A 16,590-nucleotide genomic window follows, 5' to 3' on the forward strand; every position below is an offset into this window, starting at 1 on the left:
GTCTGATAGGATCTCGGCCGCAATTCGTAAAGCTGCATCTTTATTGATAATCCGACGGTTTTTCACTCTGCTCGGGTGAAAACGCACACCTGCAGCCACAATCCCTGTGGCAGCGGTTGCACACACCTATTTCTGACTAACGCAGCTCGGCATGATGCTGAGCTTTATGGGGGGACGATGGATCTTTGGACAGCCGTACAGGCATTGATACTCGGTATCGTTGAGGGCCTGACGGAATTTTTGCCAATTTCGAGTACCGGTCACCAGATCATTGTCGCGGACTTGTTGAACTTTGGCGGCGAGCGCGCCATGGCGTTCAATATCATCATTCAGCTGGGTGCGATTCTGGCGGTGGTCTGGGAGTTTCGCCGCAAGATCATTGACGTTGTCGTCGGTTTGCCGACTCAACCCCAGGCACGTCGCTTTACCGTCAACCTGATCATCGCGGTGCTGCCGGCGGTCGTGCTGGGGGTGATTTTTGCCGACATGATCCATGAATACCTGTTCAACCCGATCACCGTTGCCACGGCACTGGTTATTGGTGGGGTCATCATGTTGTGGGCCGAACGCCGTCAACATGTCATCCGCACCGAAACAGTGGATGAGATGAACTGGAAAGACGCGGTGAAGATCGGTTTTGCGCAATGCCTGGCCATGATCCCCGGTACTTCGCGTTCAGGCTCGACCATCATCGGCGGTTTGCTGTTCGGTTTGTCCCGCAAGGCGGCCACCGAGTTTTCCTTCTTTCTGGCGATGCCGACCATGGTGGGCGCCGCGGTGTACTCGGGCTACAAGTACCGTGACCTGTTCCAGCCCGATGATCTGCCAGTGTTCGCGATTGGCTTCGTGACCTCGTTCATTTTCGCGATGATTGCCGTGCGGGGCTTGCTCAAGTTCATTTCCAACCACAGCTATGCGTTGTTTGCCTGGTACCGCATCGGGTTTGGCCTGCTGATTCTGGCCACCTGGCAGTTTGGCTGGATTGACTGGACAGCGGCCGCAGCGTGAAAAGAACCGTAAATGACAACCCGGGGCCACGCCGGGAGCGTACCGGCAAGCCGGCCCGACAAAGCCCGCAGGTCCGCGGGCTGAAGTTCAAGTTGCCGCTGTTCGCACTGCTGTGCGCGTTACCCATCGGTGGCGCGCTGAGCCTCTGGGTCAACGGTGTTACCCGGATTCCGCTGTTGGCTTATGGAATGGCCAGCGGTGTTGCGTTCGGCCTGTACTGGTACGACAAGCATCAGGCAAGCACCGGTCAATGGCGCACCCCGGAAAAGGTTCTGCACGCGGTGGAGCTGCTAGGTGGCTGGCCCGGCGCCCTGGTGGCGCAGCAGCTATTGCGCCACAAGACCCGCAAGGTGTCTTATCAGGTGATGTTCTGGCTAATAGTGGCTGTGCACCTGGCGGTCTGGATTGACGTCCTGTTCTTGAAGACGGCCTTCCCGGGGCTGTAGCGGTTCAGAGCAGCAAGCCGATCTGGCGCTTTTTCGGCAACTTGCTCACCACCAGTTGATGGGAGCGGCGCAGCAGGTCCTGCAGCTCTTCAGCGCCCATGGGGTAGGGCGCCTGCATGTTGATCCAGTACGCCCGCGCCAGATACGGCGACGGGCGTATGCCCGGGCGATCGATATAGCCCAGGAACAGTTCTTTTTCGACCTTGAACGACAAGCCGTCGGTGTTCAGGTTGAACAGGGCAAACATCTTGCTCTGGTCGATAAAGAACACCTCCACGCCGCCCCATTTCACATCCTCTTGCACACCCGGCAAACTGCGGCAGAACTCGGCCACGTCCTGTTTGCTCATGCTTGCCTGTTTAATCGGAGCGCGGGTCATAGCAATTTGTCTCCACAGCGTTCGAATGAAACGACCAAATGTTCGATCCAGGCCCGTACGGCAGGCATCACCCCGCGTCGATGCGGGTACACCGCATGCAGCCAGCCACCGGGCAATGACCATTTGGGCAGCAGTTGTACCAGTTGGCCCTCCTGCAGCTCCTGCTCGCAGTACATCATGGGTAATACCGTGAACCCGATTCCTGACAAGGTACAGGCCTTGCGCACAATAAAGTCATCGATACCCAGCCGTGCCTCCAGTACCAGGTCACTTGGCTTGCCGTGTTCGTCGAGCATGCGCAGGTGAACCATGCGGTCGGCTTCCAGTGCCCCTAGCAGCGGAACATTTTTCAGGTCTTCGGGGCTATTGATTGGCCATTGTCGGGCAAATTCCGGGGTGGCGACCATGACGGTCTGGGCCTGGCGCAAGCGCCGTGTCACCAGTAACGGGTCTTCATCCCCCAGTTCACGCACACGCAGGGCCACGTCAATGCCTTCAGTAATCAGGTCGACCCGCCGGTTCAGCAGGCTGACGTCCAGTTGCACGTGCGGGTAGGCCTGCAGAAAGGAGCTGATGACCCCGGGCATGATTTCATGGGCCAGGCCCACGGGGCAGGAGACGCGCAAGCGACCCCTGGGCTCACTCGACATGCTGGCGACGGCCTCATCAGCCATTTCGGCTTCAAGCAGCATCGCCTGACAATGGCGCAAGTAGCGTTCGCCTACCGCCGTCAGCTTCAGTTGGCGTGTGGTGCGCTGCAGCAAGCGGGCGCCTAAACGCTCTTCGAGTTCGGCAACACGGCGTGACAAGCGTGATTTCGGAATGCCGAGCACACGGCCGGCGGCGGCGAATCCACCGGCTTCGACAACCTTGGCGAAGTAGTACAGGTCGTTAAGGTCTTGCATGGGGGGTTGGCTCACTGTCCTGCAGATAGGACGAACTATCGCATATTGACTGACTTATCGTCGATTGGATTCGCCGGTAGTATCACCTCCACTTGATCGCCCAGCGGCGATCCTCACCTCTGGAGATCACCATGAAACTTTTGCATATCGATTCGAGCATCCTGGGCGATAACTCTGCTTCGCGTCAGTTGAGCCGTGAAGTGGTCAAGGCATGGCAGGCCGCAGAGCCAGGCGTTGAGGTCAGCTACCGTGACCTGGCAGCCGAAGCCATTGAACACTTCTCGGCCGCGACGCTGGTCGCGGCAGGCACCCCGGCTGAATTGCGTGACGCTGCACAGAAGCATGAAGCCGATGTCAGCGCCCAGACGCTCGCACAGTTTCTGGCGGCCGATGCGCTGGTCATTGCGGCCCCCATGTACAACTTCACCATTGCGACCCAGCTCAAAGCCTGGATTGACCGCGTGGCTGTCGCAGGCCAGACCTTCCGCTATACCGAAGCCGGTCCGGAAGGCCTGTGCGGCAATAAGAAGGTAATCGTGGTGTCGACTGCTGGCGGGATGCATGTTGGCCAGGCCACCGGTGTGGCCCACGAAGACTACCTGAAAGTGATGTTGGGCTTCATGGGCATCACTGACATCGAGTTCGTCCGCGCCCACGGCCTGGCGTATGGCGATGAAGTCCGCACCAAGGCGATGAACGATGCCCAGGCGCAGATCAGCCAGGACCTGTTCAGCGCGGCCTAAGCAGCCAGCACCGTTACGTGCATCAAGCCCTGTATTCCCGAGACCTTGAACGGTTCGGGATGCAGGGCTTTTTTGCGTCTGTCCTGAGTCAGGCGCGCGACCGGCGGGACAGCCCCAGCGTTAGCAGCAGTCCCAGGCAGCACAGAAGCGCGGCAACGAAGAAGATCCACGAGTAACCCATGTTCAAGGCAATGGCGCCCATGACGGGCCCCGCAATGGCCAGCGCCAGATCAAAAAACACGGCATAAGCGCTCAGCCCGGCACCGCGGCTGGGGGTAGGGACCTGCTTCACCGCTTCAACCCCAAGCGCCGGGTACACCAGCGACAGGCCAAAGCCCGCCAGGCCCGCCCCGACAAGGGCAAACGCAGTCGATGGCGCCAGCCACAGTAGCGTCAGGCCAATCGCCTCAATGACCATACAGGCAATGGCCACGGTATAGCCGCCCAGGTGGTTGATGCTATTGGTGAAGATCAAGCGGGCGAGGATAAAGCACACGCCAAATACCGTCAGGCAATAAGCGGCCCCGACCCAGCCACGATCGAGATAAAACAGGGTAATAAACGTGGTCAGCGTGCCGTAACCGATGGAGGCCAGTGTCAGGCTGATACCGTAGGGCGCGATAAGGCCGAATACGGACCAAAAAGGCAGGCGTTCGCCGCGAATCACCGGGACCGAAGGCTTTTTGCGGATCAGCAGCAGCGCCAGCAACGCCAGCAGCAACAGGGTCACGCCCAGGCTTAAGAACCCCAGCCTGTCGACCATCACGACCCCCAGCGGTGCGCCAATGGCAATGGCGCCATAGGAAGCGATACCGTTCCAGCCGATAGCACGGGCGGTATGTTCGGAGCCGACCTGCGCAATTCCCCAACTGATCGTCCCTACCCCTATCAGTCCTTGGGCGATGCCGAGGAAAATCCGTCCGCTGATCAAGATCAACAGGCTCAGTAATGGCCAGTCTTCAAGTGCAACCGCCAGGAAGGTGAGCACGCCGCTGATGGCGATACCGATCAGGCCGTAGACGATGGCGGGTTTGGTCCCGAGGCTGTCGACCAGGCGCCCGGCCGAGGGACGACTGAGGAGGGTAGCCAGGTACTGGGACGCAATGGTCAGCCCCGCGACCACGGCACTGAAGCCCAGTTGGTCATGCACGTAGCCGGGCAATACCGCAATCGGCAGCCCGATACAGATAAAGGCAATGAAGGTATAGAACACGATCGACAGGATTTGCAGGGTGACCGACAAGGAGCTTGCACGGGAAGGGTGTTGCGCAGGCATAAACGGAGCGTCCGGCTGACAATCGATGAACGCATGATGGCGCGGGCGCGCCGTAAAAGGAAGCAGGCTAACGAATGTGAAGGGAACAGGCATGAAAAACCCCGTCACCAGGACGGGGTTTTCAGTATGACGTCTTGCTCAGCTCACGCCGTGTCTGAAATCAGAACACAACGCCCTGGCTGCGCAGGTAGTCATCGTACGTACCGCTGAAGTCGATAACACCGCTTGGGCTCAGCTCGATGATACGAGTGGCCAGCGAGGACACGAATTCACGGTCATGGCTGACGAAGACCAGGGTGCCCGGATAGTTTTCGAGGGCCAGGTTCAGCGCTTCGATGGATTCCATGTCCAAGTGGTTGGTCGGTTCGTCCATGATCAGTACGTTCGGCTTTTGCAGGATCAGCTTGCCGAACAGCATGCGGCCTTGCTCACCACCGGAAATGACCTTGACCGACTTGAGAATGTCGTCGTTGGAGAACAGCATGCGGCCCAAAGTGCCGCGAATCATTTGCTCGCCTTGAGTCCACTGACCCATCCAGTCGAACAGGGTGTAGTCATCTTCGAAGTCGTGTGCGTGATCCTGGGCGTAGTAGCCCAGCTCGGCGGCTTCAGTCCACTTGACCGTACCGGCATCCGGCGTCAGCTCGTTGACCAGCGTGCGCAGCAGGGTGGTTTTACCGATACCGTTCGGGCCAATGATTGCCACGCGCTCACCGGCTTCAATGGTAAAGCTGAAGTCTTTGAACAGCGTCTTGCCATCAAAGCCTTTAGCCATATGCTCGACGATCACCGCCTGGCGGTGCAGCTTTTTGGTCTGCTCGAAGCGGATGAACGGGCTGACACGGCTCGAAGGCTTGACCTCGGCCAGGGTGATCTTGTCGATCGCCTTGGCGCGGGAGCTGGCCTGCTTGGATTTCGAGGCGTTGGCCGAGAAGCGGCTGACGAACGCTTGCAGCTCGTTGATCTGGGCTTTCTTCTTGGCGTTTTCCGACAGCAGTTGCTCGCGCGACTGGGTCGCAACGGTCATGTACTCGTCATAGTTGCCCGGGAACAGGCGCAGCTCGCCGTAATCCAGGTCAGCCATGTGGGTGCAGACGCTGTTCAGGAAGTGCCTGTCGTGAGAGATGATGATCATCAGGCTGTTGCGCTGGGTCAGCACGTTTTCCAGCCAGCGGATGGTGTTGATGTCCAGGTGGTTGGTCGGTTCGTCGAGCAACAGGACTTCCGGATCGGAAAACAGTGCCTGGGCCAGCAATACGCGCAGCTTCCAGCCTGGCGACACTTCACTCATCGGGCCGTTGTGTTGCTCGATGCCGATACCCAGGCCCAGCAGCAGTTCACCGGCACGGGATTCAGCGGTATAACCGTCCATTTCAGCGAACTCGGTTTCGAGTTCGGCTACGGCCATGCCGTCTGCTTCGGTCATTTCCGGCAGCGAGTAGATGCGATCGCGCTCAGCCTTGACCTTCCACAGCTCTTCGTGACCCATGATCACAGTGTCGATCACGGTGAATTGTTCGTAAGCGAACTGGTCCTGACGCAGCTTACCCAGACGAACGTTCGGCTCCAGCATGACCTGACCGCCGGATGGATCGAGATCCCCGCCGAGGATTTTCATGAAGGTGGACTTGCCGCAACCGTTGGCACCGATCAGGCCATAACGGTTACCTGCGCCAAACTTTACTGAAACGTTCTCGAATAGCGGCTTTGCGCCGAACTGCATCGTGATGTTAGCTGTGGAGATCAATTACTTTACCTATCAATAGCTTAGAGTTCGCTGGTTTAAGCCGATACCAATGTGTGATACCAAGTCGGAGCTTTCCAGCTCGCTCCAATCTGAGCTTGAGTTGATCCAGCGCGCATACGTCGACAGCAACTTTTGGGCGCGATGGCCAAGCTGCTGGGAAATGAAGGCGGGATTCAAACCGGACATTGAGCGTATTGTCGCATAGGTGTGACGACAGTTGTATGGTGGTCTGTGCCGTATCTTCAGGCGCTGATGGTCGGCAGGCCTGTTTCTTCCGGAGCAAGTCCCTCGATTACGCTGGTGGTTAAACGTGAAATGACCCAGGACACGGCCCGTAAAATCCTGATTACAGGTGCCGCAGGCACCGGTACGACGACCTTGGCGCAGGCTTTGGCAACGGCGTTGGGCGCAACGCACCTGGAAGCGGATGACTTCCTGTGGCTACCAACCCGTCCGCCGTATCAACACCTGGCAGACAAGGCTCAGCGCGACAAGCGCCTACTGCAGGCAATACGCTCCGTTGGTCACGCGGTAGTTGCGGGCTCCGTGATGGGATGGGGGCAGGTGCTTGAGGATGAATTTGATCTGGTGGTGTTTCTTTATCTGCCTGTCGAACTCAGGCTGCAAAGGCTTGAACGACGGGAAATACAACGTTTCGGCAGTGCCCGGCCGGAATTCCTGGCCTGGGCGGCTCAATATGACGCTGGAAACGCTGACGGGCGGAGCTTGGGCAAGCATCAACAGTGGCTGTCTGAACGCGCTTGCCCTGTGCTCAGGCTGGAAGGGGACATGTCCATCGCGAAGCGGCTGCGCCACATGCTGGATGCCGTTGAAAGCCTGGGCCTCCCACGTGCCCCGCGAATCGATAGCGTGACGTAATCGTCCTGGTTGCCCTACGTTCCTGGCCGTAACAGGGCCTTGGCCTGAGGCTCGCGTTGCAGTGCATGCTCAAGAAAGTCGATAAACGCGCGCACCTTCGCATTCAATGCCGAGTGCTCGGTCACGCAGGCATAGATATTCATTGGCTCGGGTTCAGGGGCAGCAGCGTCACTGTTGTTTGAGTTGAACAGTGGCAGCAGTCGGCCGCTTTCAATGAGGGGCTGAGCGATGAAGCTGGCGAGTCGTGCGATCCCGCCACCGTTGACTGCGATCTGGGCGATGATATCAATGTCATCGCAGACGAAGCCCGGCCTGAGTTTGGCCTCGAAGCGCTGGCCGTTGTGCACAAAACCCCATGGCAGAAAGCGACCATCCGTTGGATAGCGCAAGACCAGACAGGCATGCTGTTCGAGCTCTTGCGGTGTGGCAGGTGTTCCCGCGCGCTCCAGGTACGCTGGCGATGCGCAGATGACGAACGGGCGCGAGGCGATAGGGCGGGCGATCAATTGATCGTTCAGTTGCGCTTCGATCCGGATACTGACATCAACGCCCTCCAGCCGATGGTCAACTCGCCGGTCAGTGCTGATCAGCTCAATCTCGATGCGCGGGTGAGCGTCTTTAAACGCGGGCATTAGCGGTGCAAGTACGTGACGTCCAAATGCAGCTGTAGTCGCAATGCACAGAGGTCCCTGCGGCTGGGTCGCGACCGCAGCGGATTGCGACGCGAGCTCGATATCGCGAGGGATGTGCCGCACGCTCTCGAAATAGCGCTTGCCGCTTTCGGTGAGCGCCATGCTGCGGGTTGTGCGCGAAAGCAAGCGCACGCCCACGTGGGCTTCGAGTCGCTTGATGCTCTGACTCACAGCGGCCGCGCTCATGCCGTGGGCCCGGGCTGCTGCGGCAATGCTGCCGTTTTCGACGACGCGTATATAGATATTGATCAAGCCCAGAATGTCCATTCGATTCCCGGTACACGATTCGTAAGTTTTACTTAAGGATGTTTCAAGTGTAACGCGTCTACCGCCGTGCTGGGCCGCTTGCTAGGTTAGTCGCTCTTTCTCCCCAAGGACTTGTCGATGACCGAGAGAACAGCCGGGAACGCGCCCCTGCGTTTGTTTCCAAAGCACGCTGCACCCTACGTTTCTGCTTTTTACATGGCGACCATCATGGCGTTTCTGATGTGCCTGGTGATCACGGTCGCCGAATTCGGTATGAATGACCATTACATGGAAAATGTGATGAATGCGTACCGCGTGGCAATGCCGGCGGCCTTTGCCTGTGTACTGGTCGTACGGCCGATGGTTACCCGGCTCGTTGCGTGGACGGTTCGCCACTGAGGCGGCCTTCAGCCCTAAAACACTGCCCTGTTTCGCCTGTCACAGGCGAAACAGGGCAATCAGTCACTCGGCGGCCTATGAATGGGTGACATGTTCAGGCACTGAAAGGCATCCGTTATTGTTCGCAGGTTTAATCTTCGGAAGAATCAGTCTTTTTCTTCCTGGGTGTTGAATGGCCTGTCATGGACTCTTGATCCTTGAACATCACCAGATAAGCTCTTACCCCAAGACCTATAAAACAAAAGATCATGCCGGTTAGAAATTGAAAGGTAGTCATATCGGCTCTCCTAAACAATTAACCGTCAACTCTCTCATGGGCAGCACATATATGCAAATTGCAGGGCCTGAGGGAGGGTGTTGCGAATTGTCATACCCGGAAAAGAGGTCATGTTTTGAGACTGATTTGAGCGGTGTATATACTGGCCGGACAGTAAGTGTTGTTCCTCCGGTATTAACTCTTTTGTCGGGGCATTATTGAATTCAAAGGAACCGTCGCATGAATAAATCGATATTTTCAGTATTGAGCACTCTTTTATTAGGGCTGTCAGTCACGGCCTGCAGCCAGTCCGGCCCTGGCGGTTCGTCGGCGCCACAAGCAGCAAACCCCGGTGCCGAGGGGGCGGGGCGACAGTTTGTGGCAAGCGGTAATGAGCCGTTCTGGACCGTCAAGGCCAGCCACTCCACGTTAACCTGGATAACACCTGAGCTTTCACAGGGTAAACAACTCAACGTCGATCAGGTTGTTGCGAGCGATGATGTCAAATATAGCGGTGTAGACGGGGACAAAGCGTTCACGTTAGTCATCACGCCAGTACCGTGTACCGACACCATGTCGGGAGAGTCTTTCGAGTTTACATCTGTCTGGACGTATGCCGGACAACGTCATTCAGGGTGCGCGAAAAGCGGCAACTGAGCTGCGCAGGGTGCCATGAACCGGGCAACCACTTTAACGTGACCGGGTGAGTGCGATACGTGGCCTTGTCGGTTCATCGGAGCAAAAAAAAGCCCGCAAGGGCGGGCTTGAAATGCTGATGAAACAGCTTGCCTGAATCAAGGCTCGGCGCCTCTCCGGCGCTCAAAAACACGGCCAGATCCTTCTGGCTGAGCCCACTCTCTCTGATGGGTATTGCTGAATGATGACAGGCCAATAAAAAGGCCCGCCTGTTGGGGCAGGCAGGCCAGTACCGAGGGAAGGAGCCTCACTTCGGCGGTTCGAGTTTAGGTAGCCTGTAAAGGATTGCAAGCCTGAAAAGACACGCTCCAGCCCCTCGTGTTGAAATGCCCTTTCGTGTCTTTTAGAGTGTTCGCACGCTGTTTTGGACAAGGGGCGAACAGGCGGTTTGCTCAAGATTACGGAACTATAATCGGCTTTAACTTCTATATTTAAGGGAACATTCCCTTTCTGAGAGTACGGCCATGTCCAAATCACGTATTTTGGTAACCGCTCTAACCTGTCTGGCATTGGCTGCGGGTTCTGCCCCGGCTCTGGCAGACCCGGGCGGTGGAAACGGCAAGGATCAGGGTAATTGGAAAGGGAATTCTCAAGGTGGCAAAGGCAATGAAGGCCAGGGCAAACAAGGTCATCAAGGCAAGAGTCAGGGGAATCAGGGTAAAAGTCAGGGCAATCAGGGCAATCAGGGCAACATGACGGGTGACAGTGACTGGAGGCACGGCCCCAGTATTGATCGAGGCAGCATTATCGGGGTGCTGGGGGGTTATCGGGACTACTGGAGTCCAGGCCCGGCCTTACCGCCAGGCATACAAAAAAACCTGGCGCGGGGCAAGCCACTGCCACCTGGCATAGCCAAGAAGCTGGACAGCCGTCTACTTGGCAGGCTGCCCCATTATGATGGTTATGAATGGCGTCAGGCCGGCACCGATCTGATATTGGTGGCGATCGCGACCGGGATTATTTATGAGGTGCTGAACGGGGCGCTTGATTGAAGCCTACAGTATGCAAAGCTTGGCTGGCGGTGTATCAGGTGCTGATATACCGCCAGGCGAGTGACAGCTGAAAGCTTTAATATTGCTCAATGAATCGTCCATTTTAAATGCCTCATTCCATAAAGGCCGTGCAAAATTTAATGAAGTTAGATGTTTTTGTATTGAATTGACCGTTGTCAATATTTTGAAGCTCGCGCGAGGCTCGGGTTATTCTTTGGTGACCTTTTCTTTGACAGGTCTGACTTTGCCGACTATGTTTTTTCCCGCACACTAAACGTAACGTCAATTCGAGTATAAGGAAATATTCTCATGAAAAAACATTGGCTGATGATGGGTGCCGCAAGTTTGGTTGCACTTTCTACTTTGGCTCAGGCTGCCGACACTAAACAGCCGGTTTCACAGTGGACCTGCGAAGATTTCCTGGCCGTTGATGACAGTTTCAAACCGACTGCCGTCGGCTTGGGTGAAGTCGTTAACAAGAGCGGCAAGGTTGAAGATGCCGTACTGGATGTGGATGGCGTCGAAAAAATCACCCCTCTCATCGTAACCGCGTGCGAGAAGGATCAAAAAACCAGTTTTGTACAAAAACTCAAGGAAGAGTGGTCTAAAGTCAAAAAAGACGTTTAACCCTTCGTTCAATGGCCTGTACTTGCGCAAAGTACAGGCTCAACCTGGGTCCTTGCCACGTTGTGGCGAAAAATCTACTGCCCCCTTTCTGAATTTCCTGCCCGGTTAACCCTCTACATGGAACAGACCTGTCTTTTTGGTCTGCAGGCCATAGTAGACTGCGTTGGTTTTATCTCTATCTGTCGGGGAATCTTATGTTAATCAGGTCATTAGCCGAGCTTGATCGCATTCGTGACGAGTGCAGGACCATGGTCACCAAACGTTCGGCCGTGTCGGCGGGGGCCGCTGCAATCCCGTTGCCCGGACTGGATATTGGCACCGATGTGGCACTGTTGGTCGAGATGCTACCGGCCATCAACAGCAAGTTCGGTCTGACACCCCAGCAAATCGAGCAGCTGGACACACGCTCCAAGCGTTTGATTGTGGTTGCGGTGACCAGCATTGGCAGTGAGGTGATCGGTAAATTCATCAGCCGTACCCTGGTCATGTCGCTGTTGCGCAAGATGGGAACCAAGGTCGCGACCAAATCGGTGGTACGTTTTGTGCCATTCGTAGGGCAGGCCGTCGCCGCAACCATTAGCTTCGGGGTGATGAAAATGGTCGGTAACGGTCATATCGAAGACTGTTATCAAGTCTGTCGGCAGGCCCTTCTGGAAGAGGCCCGGCAGTCGACGGTGATCGAGATCGGGCCTGAAGTCTCGGAGTGACAGCCAGCGCCCGTTCTGCCAGTGCATCCAGGCGGGTTTAAGACGCGCTGGCGCCAAATGCCAGGGATCACGTAACACCGCGTCACATTTCAATCCGTGTACATGCTCCTGGTTTGGCCGTAAAACCGAACCTGCTGGCCAATGCCTCGTCAAAGGTTAACGACCTGTCAGCACGCGGAGGGCATCATGAATATTGCCGGATCCAGTCTTTTTTTGTTGTTGCTGGGAAGTGTGAGTGCTTCCCCGCTACTGGCACAGCCTCATGCCCGTGAGGGCTTGCAGCCTGTGAGCGAGACCCTGCAGGTTGCCGGGAATACGCTCCCCGCCGATTCCCGGCCCGGCAACGATACGATCCGTCGTATCAACCCCAACAGCCGACAAGGCTCCGTTCCCGCCACACCCCCGGTGAGAGGCCCTTCGACGGCTCCTGCGCAGCGCCAGCCCTCCATCGAGAACGGTGCCATCGGCAACGGTTATCCCCGTAACCCGCCATTGCCCGAAACGCTCAAACCTACCGCGCCCTCGCTACAACCCAGGGACAAACGTTAATTGCAGAAGGAATCGCACATGTTGAAAAAAACCATGCTGGCCTCGTTGTGCGCCACATCGTTGCTCACTGCGGCTATCGGCGCCCATGCAGCCTCCGGGGAGTCAGCCACAGCTTTGCCCGCTTCAGTCAGTGTCGAGAAGGTAGTTGAAGACCTGGATCACCCATGGGCGCTGGCGTTCCTGCCCAACAAGCAGGGCATGCTGGTAACCGAGCGCTCGGGCAATCTGCGAGTGGTCAGTCCGGGAGGCAAGCTGTCGGCGCCTTTATCAGGGGTGCCGCAGGTCTGGGCCAAGGGGCAGGGTGGTCTGCTGGATGTGGTGTTGTCCCCCACCTTTGACAAGGACCGGCTGGTGTACCTGTCATATGCAGAGGGTGACAAAGAGGGCGACAAGGCCGGTACAGCAGTCGGACGTGGTCGTTTATCTGCGGACATGACCAAACTCGGTAACTTTGAAGTGATTTTCCGTCAGGAGCCGAAGCTTTCTACCGGCAACCACTTTGGCTCACGTCTTGTGTTTGATCGTGAGGGTTATCTGTTTATCGCCCTGGGAGAAAACAATCAGCGTCCTACGTCTCAGGACCTCGACAAGCTACAGGGCAAAATCGTGCGTATTTACCCTGATGGCGGTGTCCCGACCGACAACCCGTTTGTGGGGCAGCAGGGCGTCCGTCCGGAGATCTGGTCGTACGGGCACCGCAATCAGCAAGGGGCTGCATTGAACCCCTGGACAGGAACGCTGTGGACCCATGAGCACGGGCCGAAGGGCGGGGACGAAGTCAATGTGATCACAGGCGGTAAAAATTACGGTTGGCCTTTGGCAACTCATGGCGTTGATTATTCATCGCTGCCCATTTCCGAAGCGAAGGGCAAGACCCTGGAAGGTACGGTCGTACCGCACCACGTCTGGGAAAAGTCTCCCGGCATCAGCGGCATGGCCTTCTACGATGCAGAGCGCTTCAAACCGTGGCAGCACAGTCTCTTTGTGGGATCGCTGGTCGATAAATCGCTGATTCGCCTGCAACTGGATGGCGGTAAGGTGGTGCAGGAGGAGCGTTTGCTGGGCGATCTGGGTGAGCGAATTCGTGATGTACGCCAGGGCCCTGATGGCTATGTGTATGTATTGACCGATGAGGATGACGGCGCGGTGTATCGGGTGGGTTTGAAGTAAGCCGGTGAGGACCGGCCGGGGCAATCCCGGCCGGTCCGTGTCATTAAAGCGAGCGGGCTGCCTTGTGCTCTTGCAGGCCACGCACCACCAGATACAACAATGGCCCCATGGAAACGAATAGCGCAGTGATCAACCAGTACGGGATCACTGATGCCATGGTCTTCCCGCGGCTGCGGGCATCCTTGTACATCCAGATACAGGCCAGGGCCGCCAGCAGGTAAAGGTCGATGACCACCTGTGCGGTATCCGGTTTCGACATCAGTCGAATACCGAAGTCGAGCAGGGATTCCTGTGCCTGGAGCATGACGCTGAAGGTATAGGCGGCAAAAATGACCAGGGCCAGCAATGGCAGAAAGATACGTTTCAAGTTGAACATTCCTTGTCCGGGGCGGGAGATACCGGGGTGCGGTGTGCGAGAGCGCTAAACGGTCTTATTCGCTGCTGGCCTGCCGGGTTTGTTTGGAAGCCGACCAGATCCGATAACGGACTTCGATGTCTTTGGGCACATACACCACGATAGGGAGCTTGCTGTTGTAACGCAGCATGAAACCCTCACCGACCACGGGCACAAACTCAGGATGGGATTTGCCTTGCGGGCAGGCCATCAAGGTGCTCATGGGGCCGCTGACCTTGCTCAGGCGATACATCGGGTAACCCCAGCCTTGCAGCGTTTGTTCTTCCAGGTTGCCGCCCAGGCGCTGTTTATTGCAGTCGACCTGCAAGGTCTTGCCGGCGATGACCTGAACTTTGTAGTCGTCTTCGTTCTTCTGCTTTGGCAGGTGGATGACCTGGCGGCTAAAGCCTTTATCGGCTTGAGGGTAGGGCGCCACGTCTTCCAGTTTGGCGGCGCTGGCCACGCTGCAAAGCGTACTCAACGAGATGAGTAACGCCGCGCTGATAACGAGTGGTTTCATGCTGCTTCCTTAATTTCAGGGCTGAATATACGCATCCGGATAAAATCGGTGCATTGGCATAGTTTGGCTGCGCGCAGGGGCTGGATGCAAACACCTTGGGTAGTGGCTCCCCCGCTGAACCCTGCAAAATCCTCCGCTACTGCCTCCAATTGGCGGTTTAGTGCAAAACAGACGACCCTGTGGGGATAGATTGCTTCACGCCATGGTCGAACAGCCAGTAAGCTGCGTTTTATTCTTCGTATTACTTATTTCCAGAGGTTTTGCATGACACTCAGTCCTCTTGCGGGCAAGCCGGCTCCGACTCAGTTGCTGGTCGATGTTGCGCGACTGGTGACCGCCTACTACACCGGTCAACCTGATGCCGCCATTGCCAACCAGCGCGTGGCCTTTGGTACTTCAGGGCATCGAGGCAGCTCGTTTGAGCTGAGCTTCAATGAGTGGCATGTGCTGGCCATCAGTCAGGCCATTTGCCTCTATCGCCAGGCACAGGGCATCAACGGCCCGTTGTTTGTCGGCATCGATACTCACGCCCTGTCCACCCCGGCAGGCGCCAGTGCGCTTGAAGTGTTTGCGGCCAATGGCGTCGAAACCATGATTGCAGCGGGCGACGAGTACACGCCGACCCCGGCCATTTCGCACGCGATCATTTGCTACAACCGCGGTCGCACATCAGGCCTGGCCGATGGCGTAGTGATTACGCCGTCGCATAACCCGCCTGAAAGCGGTGGCTTCAAGTACAACCCGCCCAATGGCGGCCCGGCCGATACCGATGTCACCAAATGGATCGAAGCCAAGGCCAACGAATTGCTGGCCGCCAGGCTTGCGGGCGTAAAGCGTGTCAGCTACGAGCAAGCGTTGAAAGCGAGTACCACCCACCGCCACGACTACCTCAACACCTATGTCGCGGACCTGAAAAACGTCATCGATATGGATCTTCTGCGCGACTCCAATCTGCGCCTGGGTGTTGATCCACTGGGCGGTGCGGGCGTGCGTTACTGGTCTGCGATTGGTGAGCATTACGGCTTGAATCTTGAGGTGGTCAACACGGCGGTCGATCCGACGTTCCGCTTCATGTGCGTGGATTGGGATGGCCGGATCCGCATGGACCCGTCCTCCAGCTACGCCATGCAAGGATTGATCGGGCTCAAGGAACGCTTCGACGTCGCTTTCGCTTGCGATCCGGATCACGACCGCCACGGTATTGTCACCCCGTCGGGCGGCTTGCTGGCCCCCAACAACTACCTTGCTGTATCGATCGATTATCTGTTCCAGAACCGTCCGCAATGGCGGGCAGACGCCGCAGTCGGTAAGACCGTAGTCAGCAGCGGCTTGATCGATCGCGTCAGTGCGCGCCTGGGCCGCCGGTTGTACGAAGTGCCGGTAGGCTTCAAATGGTTTGCCGATGGCTTGTTTGAAGGTTCTCTGGGGTTTGGCGGCGAAGAGAGCGCAGGGGCTTCATTCTTGCGTCGTGACGGCACTGTCTGGTCGACCGACAAGGACGGCCTGATTCCTTCGCTGCTGGCCGCCGAGATGACCGCACGCACCGGCCGTGATCCTTCCCAGTTGTACCAGGCCATGACCGAAGAGCTGGGCCAGCCGTTCTCGACGCGGGTCGATGCCAAGGCCACCGCGCAGCAAAAGGCTCAATTGAGCAAGCTGTCGCCTGAGCAGGTCACGTCGACGACCCTCGCCGGCGAATCCATCACCGGGATTCTCAGCCATGCGCCAGGCAACAATCAGGCCATTGGCGGGCTGAAAGTCATGACTGAGAACGGTTGGTTCGCTGCGCGTCCTTCGGGCACTGAAGACATCTATAAAATCTACGCCGAAAGCTTCATAGGCGATGAACACCTCAGCCGCCTGGTCGAGGAAGCCCAGGTGCTGGTGGATAACGCCATCGCTTGATTTCGTGAGCACTGAACAAGGCCTGAGGCTCAATCCTGATTGAGCTTCAGGCCT

Annotated in this window: 19 protein-coding genes and 1 pseudogene; 12 read left to right on the forward strand and 8 right to left on the reverse strand. The window is 57.1% G+C overall.

Annotated elements, in window-relative coordinates; translation table 11 throughout:
* Positions 1-177: 177 nt before the first annotated feature.
* Together AWM69_RS08145 and AWM69_RS08150 are read left to right on the forward strand one after the other, a co-directional pair.
* Positions 178-1,008, forward strand: coding sequence for an undecaprenyl-diphosphate phosphatase (locus tag AWM69_RS08145; RefSeq protein WP_048379676.1), 831 nt, complete (start codon positions 178-180; stop codon positions 1,006-1,008).
* The gene (locus AWM69_RS08150) at positions 1,005-1,454 is read left to right on the forward strand and encodes a DUF1294 domain-containing protein (protein WP_218726218.1); all 450 of its coding nucleotides are present in this window, start codon (positions 1,005-1,007) and stop codon (positions 1,452-1,454) included. The genes AWM69_RS08145 and AWM69_RS08150 overlap by 4 nt, the downstream gene beginning before the upstream one ends.
* 4 nt (positions 1,455-1,458) lie before the next feature.
* Here AWM69_RS08150 and AWM69_RS08155 read toward each other — a convergent pair whose 3' ends face one another.
* The gene (locus AWM69_RS08155; RefSeq protein ID WP_218726219.1) at positions 1,459-1,803 is read right to left on the reverse strand and encodes an MmcQ/YjbR family DNA-binding protein; all 345 of its coding nucleotides are present in this window, start codon (positions 1,801-1,803) and stop codon (positions 1,459-1,461) included.
* A gap of 26 nt (positions 1,804-1,829) precedes the next feature.
* On the reverse strand, positions 1,830-2,738 hold the full coding sequence (locus AWM69_RS08160) for a LysR substrate-binding domain-containing protein (RefSeq protein WP_131653793.1): 909 nt from the start codon (positions 2,736-2,738) through the stop codon (positions 1,830-1,832).
* A 131-nt stretch (positions 2,739-2,869) separates the two neighbouring features.
* Between AWM69_RS08160 and AWM69_RS08165 the strand changes: the two genes are divergently transcribed.
* Positions 2,870-3,481 carry an FMN-dependent NADH-azoreductase gene (locus AWM69_RS08165; protein WP_131653794.1) on the forward strand — a complete coding sequence of 204 codons (612 nt, stop codon included), beginning with the start codon at positions 2,870-2,872 and terminating at the stop codon, positions 3,479-3,481.
* A gap of 88 nt (positions 3,482-3,569) precedes the next feature.
* On the opposite strand, the gene AWM69_RS08170 is transcribed toward AWM69_RS08165, so the two are convergent.
* The 3 genes and pseudogenes from AWM69_RS08170 to AWM69_RS22825 form a co-directional block, all read right to left on the reverse strand.
* Positions 3,570-4,757: an MFS transporter gene (locus AWM69_RS08170; RefSeq protein WP_218726220.1), complete on the reverse strand. Its 1,188-nt coding sequence runs from the start codon at positions 4,755-4,757 to the stop codon at positions 3,570-3,572.
* Positions 4,758-4,917: 160 nt separating this feature from the next.
* A complete protein-coding gene (locus AWM69_RS08175; RefSeq protein ID WP_074702935.1) occupies positions 4,918-6,504 on the reverse strand; it encodes an ABC-F family ATPase in 1,587 nt (528 codons plus the stop codon).
* Between the two features lie 12 nt (positions 6,505-6,516).
* Positions 6,517-6,750 (reverse strand): annotated as a pseudogene (locus AWM69_RS22825) (hypothetical protein); the annotation flags it as partial.
* A 54-nt stretch (positions 6,751-6,804) separates the two neighbouring features.
* Between AWM69_RS22825 and AWM69_RS08180 the strand changes: the two are divergent.
* Positions 6,805-7,383, forward strand: a complete 579-nt coding sequence (locus AWM69_RS08180; protein WP_339428686.1) for an AAA family ATPase — start codon at positions 6,805-6,807, stop codon at positions 7,381-7,383.
* A 14-nt stretch (positions 7,384-7,397) separates the two neighbouring features.
* On the opposite strand, the gene AWM69_RS08185 is transcribed toward AWM69_RS08180, so the two are convergent.
* Positions 7,398-8,342 carry a LysR family transcriptional regulator gene (locus AWM69_RS08185; protein WP_218726221.1) on the reverse strand — a complete coding sequence of 315 codons (945 nt, stop codon included), beginning with the start codon at positions 8,340-8,342 and terminating at the stop codon, positions 7,398-7,400.
* A gap of 117 nt (positions 8,343-8,459) precedes the next feature.
* Between AWM69_RS08185 and AWM69_RS08190 the strand changes: the two genes are divergently transcribed.
* The 7 genes from AWM69_RS08190 (at position 8,460) to AWM69_RS08220 (ending at position 13,717) form a co-directional block, all read left to right on the forward strand.
* Positions 8,460-8,720 carry a DUF2798 domain-containing protein gene (locus AWM69_RS08190; RefSeq protein WP_131653797.1) on the forward strand — a complete coding sequence of 87 codons (261 nt, stop codon included), beginning with the start codon at positions 8,460-8,462 and terminating at the stop codon, positions 8,718-8,720.
* A 496-nt stretch (positions 8,721-9,216) separates the two neighbouring features.
* The gene (locus tag AWM69_RS08195; protein WP_218726222.1) at positions 9,217-9,633 is read left to right on the forward strand and encodes a hypothetical protein; all 417 of its coding nucleotides are present in this window, start codon (positions 9,217-9,219) and stop codon (positions 9,631-9,633) included.
* Between the two features lie 503 nt (positions 9,634-10,136).
* Positions 10,137-10,664 carry an anti-virulence regulator CigR family protein gene (locus AWM69_RS08200; protein WP_218726223.1) on the forward strand — a complete coding sequence of 176 codons (528 nt, stop codon included), beginning with the start codon at positions 10,137-10,139 and terminating at the stop codon, positions 10,662-10,664.
* Between the two features lie 309 nt (positions 10,665-10,973).
* Positions 10,974-11,291, forward strand: coding sequence for an acid-activated periplasmic chaperone HdeA (gene hdeA / locus AWM69_RS08205; protein WP_218726224.1), 318 nt, complete (start codon positions 10,974-10,976; stop codon positions 11,289-11,291).
* 248 nt (positions 11,292-11,539) lie between these two features.
* Positions 11,540-11,998: a hypothetical protein gene (locus AWM69_RS08210; RefSeq protein ID WP_256930243.1), complete on the forward strand. Its 459-nt coding sequence runs from the start codon at positions 11,540-11,542 to the stop codon at positions 11,996-11,998.
* Positions 11,999-12,184: 186 nt separating this feature from the next.
* Entirely contained in the window at positions 12,185-12,547 is a 363-nt protein-coding gene (locus tag AWM69_RS08215) for a hypothetical protein (protein ID WP_131653801.1), read from the forward strand.
* Between the two features lie 18 nt (positions 12,548-12,565).
* Positions 12,566-13,717, forward strand: coding sequence for a PQQ-dependent sugar dehydrogenase (locus AWM69_RS08220; RefSeq protein WP_218726225.1), 1,152 nt, complete (start codon positions 12,566-12,568; stop codon positions 13,715-13,717).
* 43 nt (positions 13,718-13,760) lie between these two features.
* Here the strand turns inward: AWM69_RS08220 and AWM69_RS08225 are convergent, their stop codons facing one another.
* Together AWM69_RS08225 and eco are read right to left on the reverse strand one after the other, a co-directional pair.
* On the reverse strand, positions 13,761-14,084 hold the full coding sequence (locus AWM69_RS08225; RefSeq protein ID WP_218726226.1) for a DUF2834 domain-containing protein: 324 nt from the start codon (positions 14,082-14,084) through the stop codon (positions 13,761-13,763).
* A 64-nt stretch (positions 14,085-14,148) separates the two neighbouring features.
* Positions 14,149-14,631, reverse strand: a complete 483-nt coding sequence (gene eco, locus AWM69_RS08230; protein ID WP_131653804.1) for a serine protease inhibitor ecotin — start codon at positions 14,629-14,631, stop codon at positions 14,149-14,151.
* Between the two features lie 264 nt (positions 14,632-14,895).
* On the opposite strand from eco, the gene pgm reads away from it, so the two are divergent.
* A complete protein-coding gene (gene pgm / locus AWM69_RS08235) occupies positions 14,896-16,536 on the forward strand; it encodes a phosphoglucomutase (alpha-D-glucose-1,6-bisphosphate-dependent) (RefSeq protein WP_218726227.1) in 1,641 nt (546 codons plus the stop codon).
* The last annotated feature ends 54 nt before the right edge of the window (positions 16,537-16,590 follow it).

The sequence above is a fragment of the Pseudomonas sp. D1HM genome (genome assembly GCF_019266105.1).
Classification (GTDB): Bacteria; Pseudomonadota; Gammaproteobacteria; order Pseudomonadales; family Pseudomonadaceae; genus Aquipseudomonas; species Aquipseudomonas taetrolens.

Excerpts from the sequence above, each read along its gene's own strand:
- AWM69_RS08145 (WP_048379676.1), top strand. The coding sequence starts at position 178 with ATGGATCTTTGGACAGCCGTACAGGCATTGATACTCGGTATCGTTGAG.
- AWM69_RS08155 (WP_218726219.1), bottom strand. The coding sequence starts at position 1,803 with ATGAGCAAACAGGACGTGGCCGAGTTCTGCCGCAGTTTGCCGGGTGTG.
- AWM69_RS08160 (WP_131653793.1), bottom strand. The coding sequence starts at position 2,738 with ATGCAAGACCTTAACGACCTGTACTACTTCGCCAAGGTTGTCGAAGCC.
- AWM69_RS08165 (WP_131653794.1), top strand. The coding sequence starts at position 2,870 with ATGAAACTTTTGCATATCGATTCGAGCATCCTGGGCGATAACTCTGCT.
- AWM69_RS08170 (WP_218726220.1), bottom strand. The coding sequence starts at position 4,757 with ATGCCTGCGCAACACCCTTCCCGTGCAAGCTCCTTGTCGGTCACCCTG.
- AWM69_RS08185 (WP_218726221.1), bottom strand. The coding sequence starts at position 8,342 with ATGGACATTCTGGGCTTGATCAATATCTATATACGCGTCGTCGAAAAC.
- AWM69_RS08190 (WP_131653797.1), top strand. The coding sequence starts at position 8,460 with ATGACCGAGAGAACAGCCGGGAACGCGCCCCTGCGTTTGTTTCCAAAG.
- AWM69_RS08195 (WP_218726222.1), top strand. The coding sequence starts at position 9,217 with ATGAATAAATCGATATTTTCAGTATTGAGCACTCTTTTATTAGGGCTG.
- AWM69_RS08200 (WP_218726223.1), top strand. The coding sequence starts at position 10,137 with ATGTCCAAATCACGTATTTTGGTAACCGCTCTAACCTGTCTGGCATTG.
- hdeA (WP_218726224.1), top strand. The coding sequence starts at position 10,974 with ATGAAAAAACATTGGCTGATGATGGGTGCCGCAAGTTTGGTTGCACTT.
- AWM69_RS08210 (WP_256930243.1), top strand. The coding sequence starts at position 11,540 with ATGGTCACCAAACGTTCGGCCGTGTCGGCGGGGGCCGCTGCAATCCCG.
- AWM69_RS08215 (WP_131653801.1), top strand. The coding sequence starts at position 12,185 with ATGAATATTGCCGGATCCAGTCTTTTTTTGTTGTTGCTGGGAAGTGTG.
- AWM69_RS08220 (WP_218726225.1), top strand. The coding sequence starts at position 12,566 with ATGTTGAAAAAAACCATGCTGGCCTCGTTGTGCGCCACATCGTTGCTC.
- eco (WP_131653804.1), bottom strand. The coding sequence starts at position 14,631 with ATGAAACCACTCGTTATCAGCGCGGCGTTACTCATCTCGTTGAGTACG.
- pgm (WP_218726227.1), top strand. The coding sequence starts at position 14,896 with ATGACACTCAGTCCTCTTGCGGGCAAGCCGGCTCCGACTCAGTTGCTG.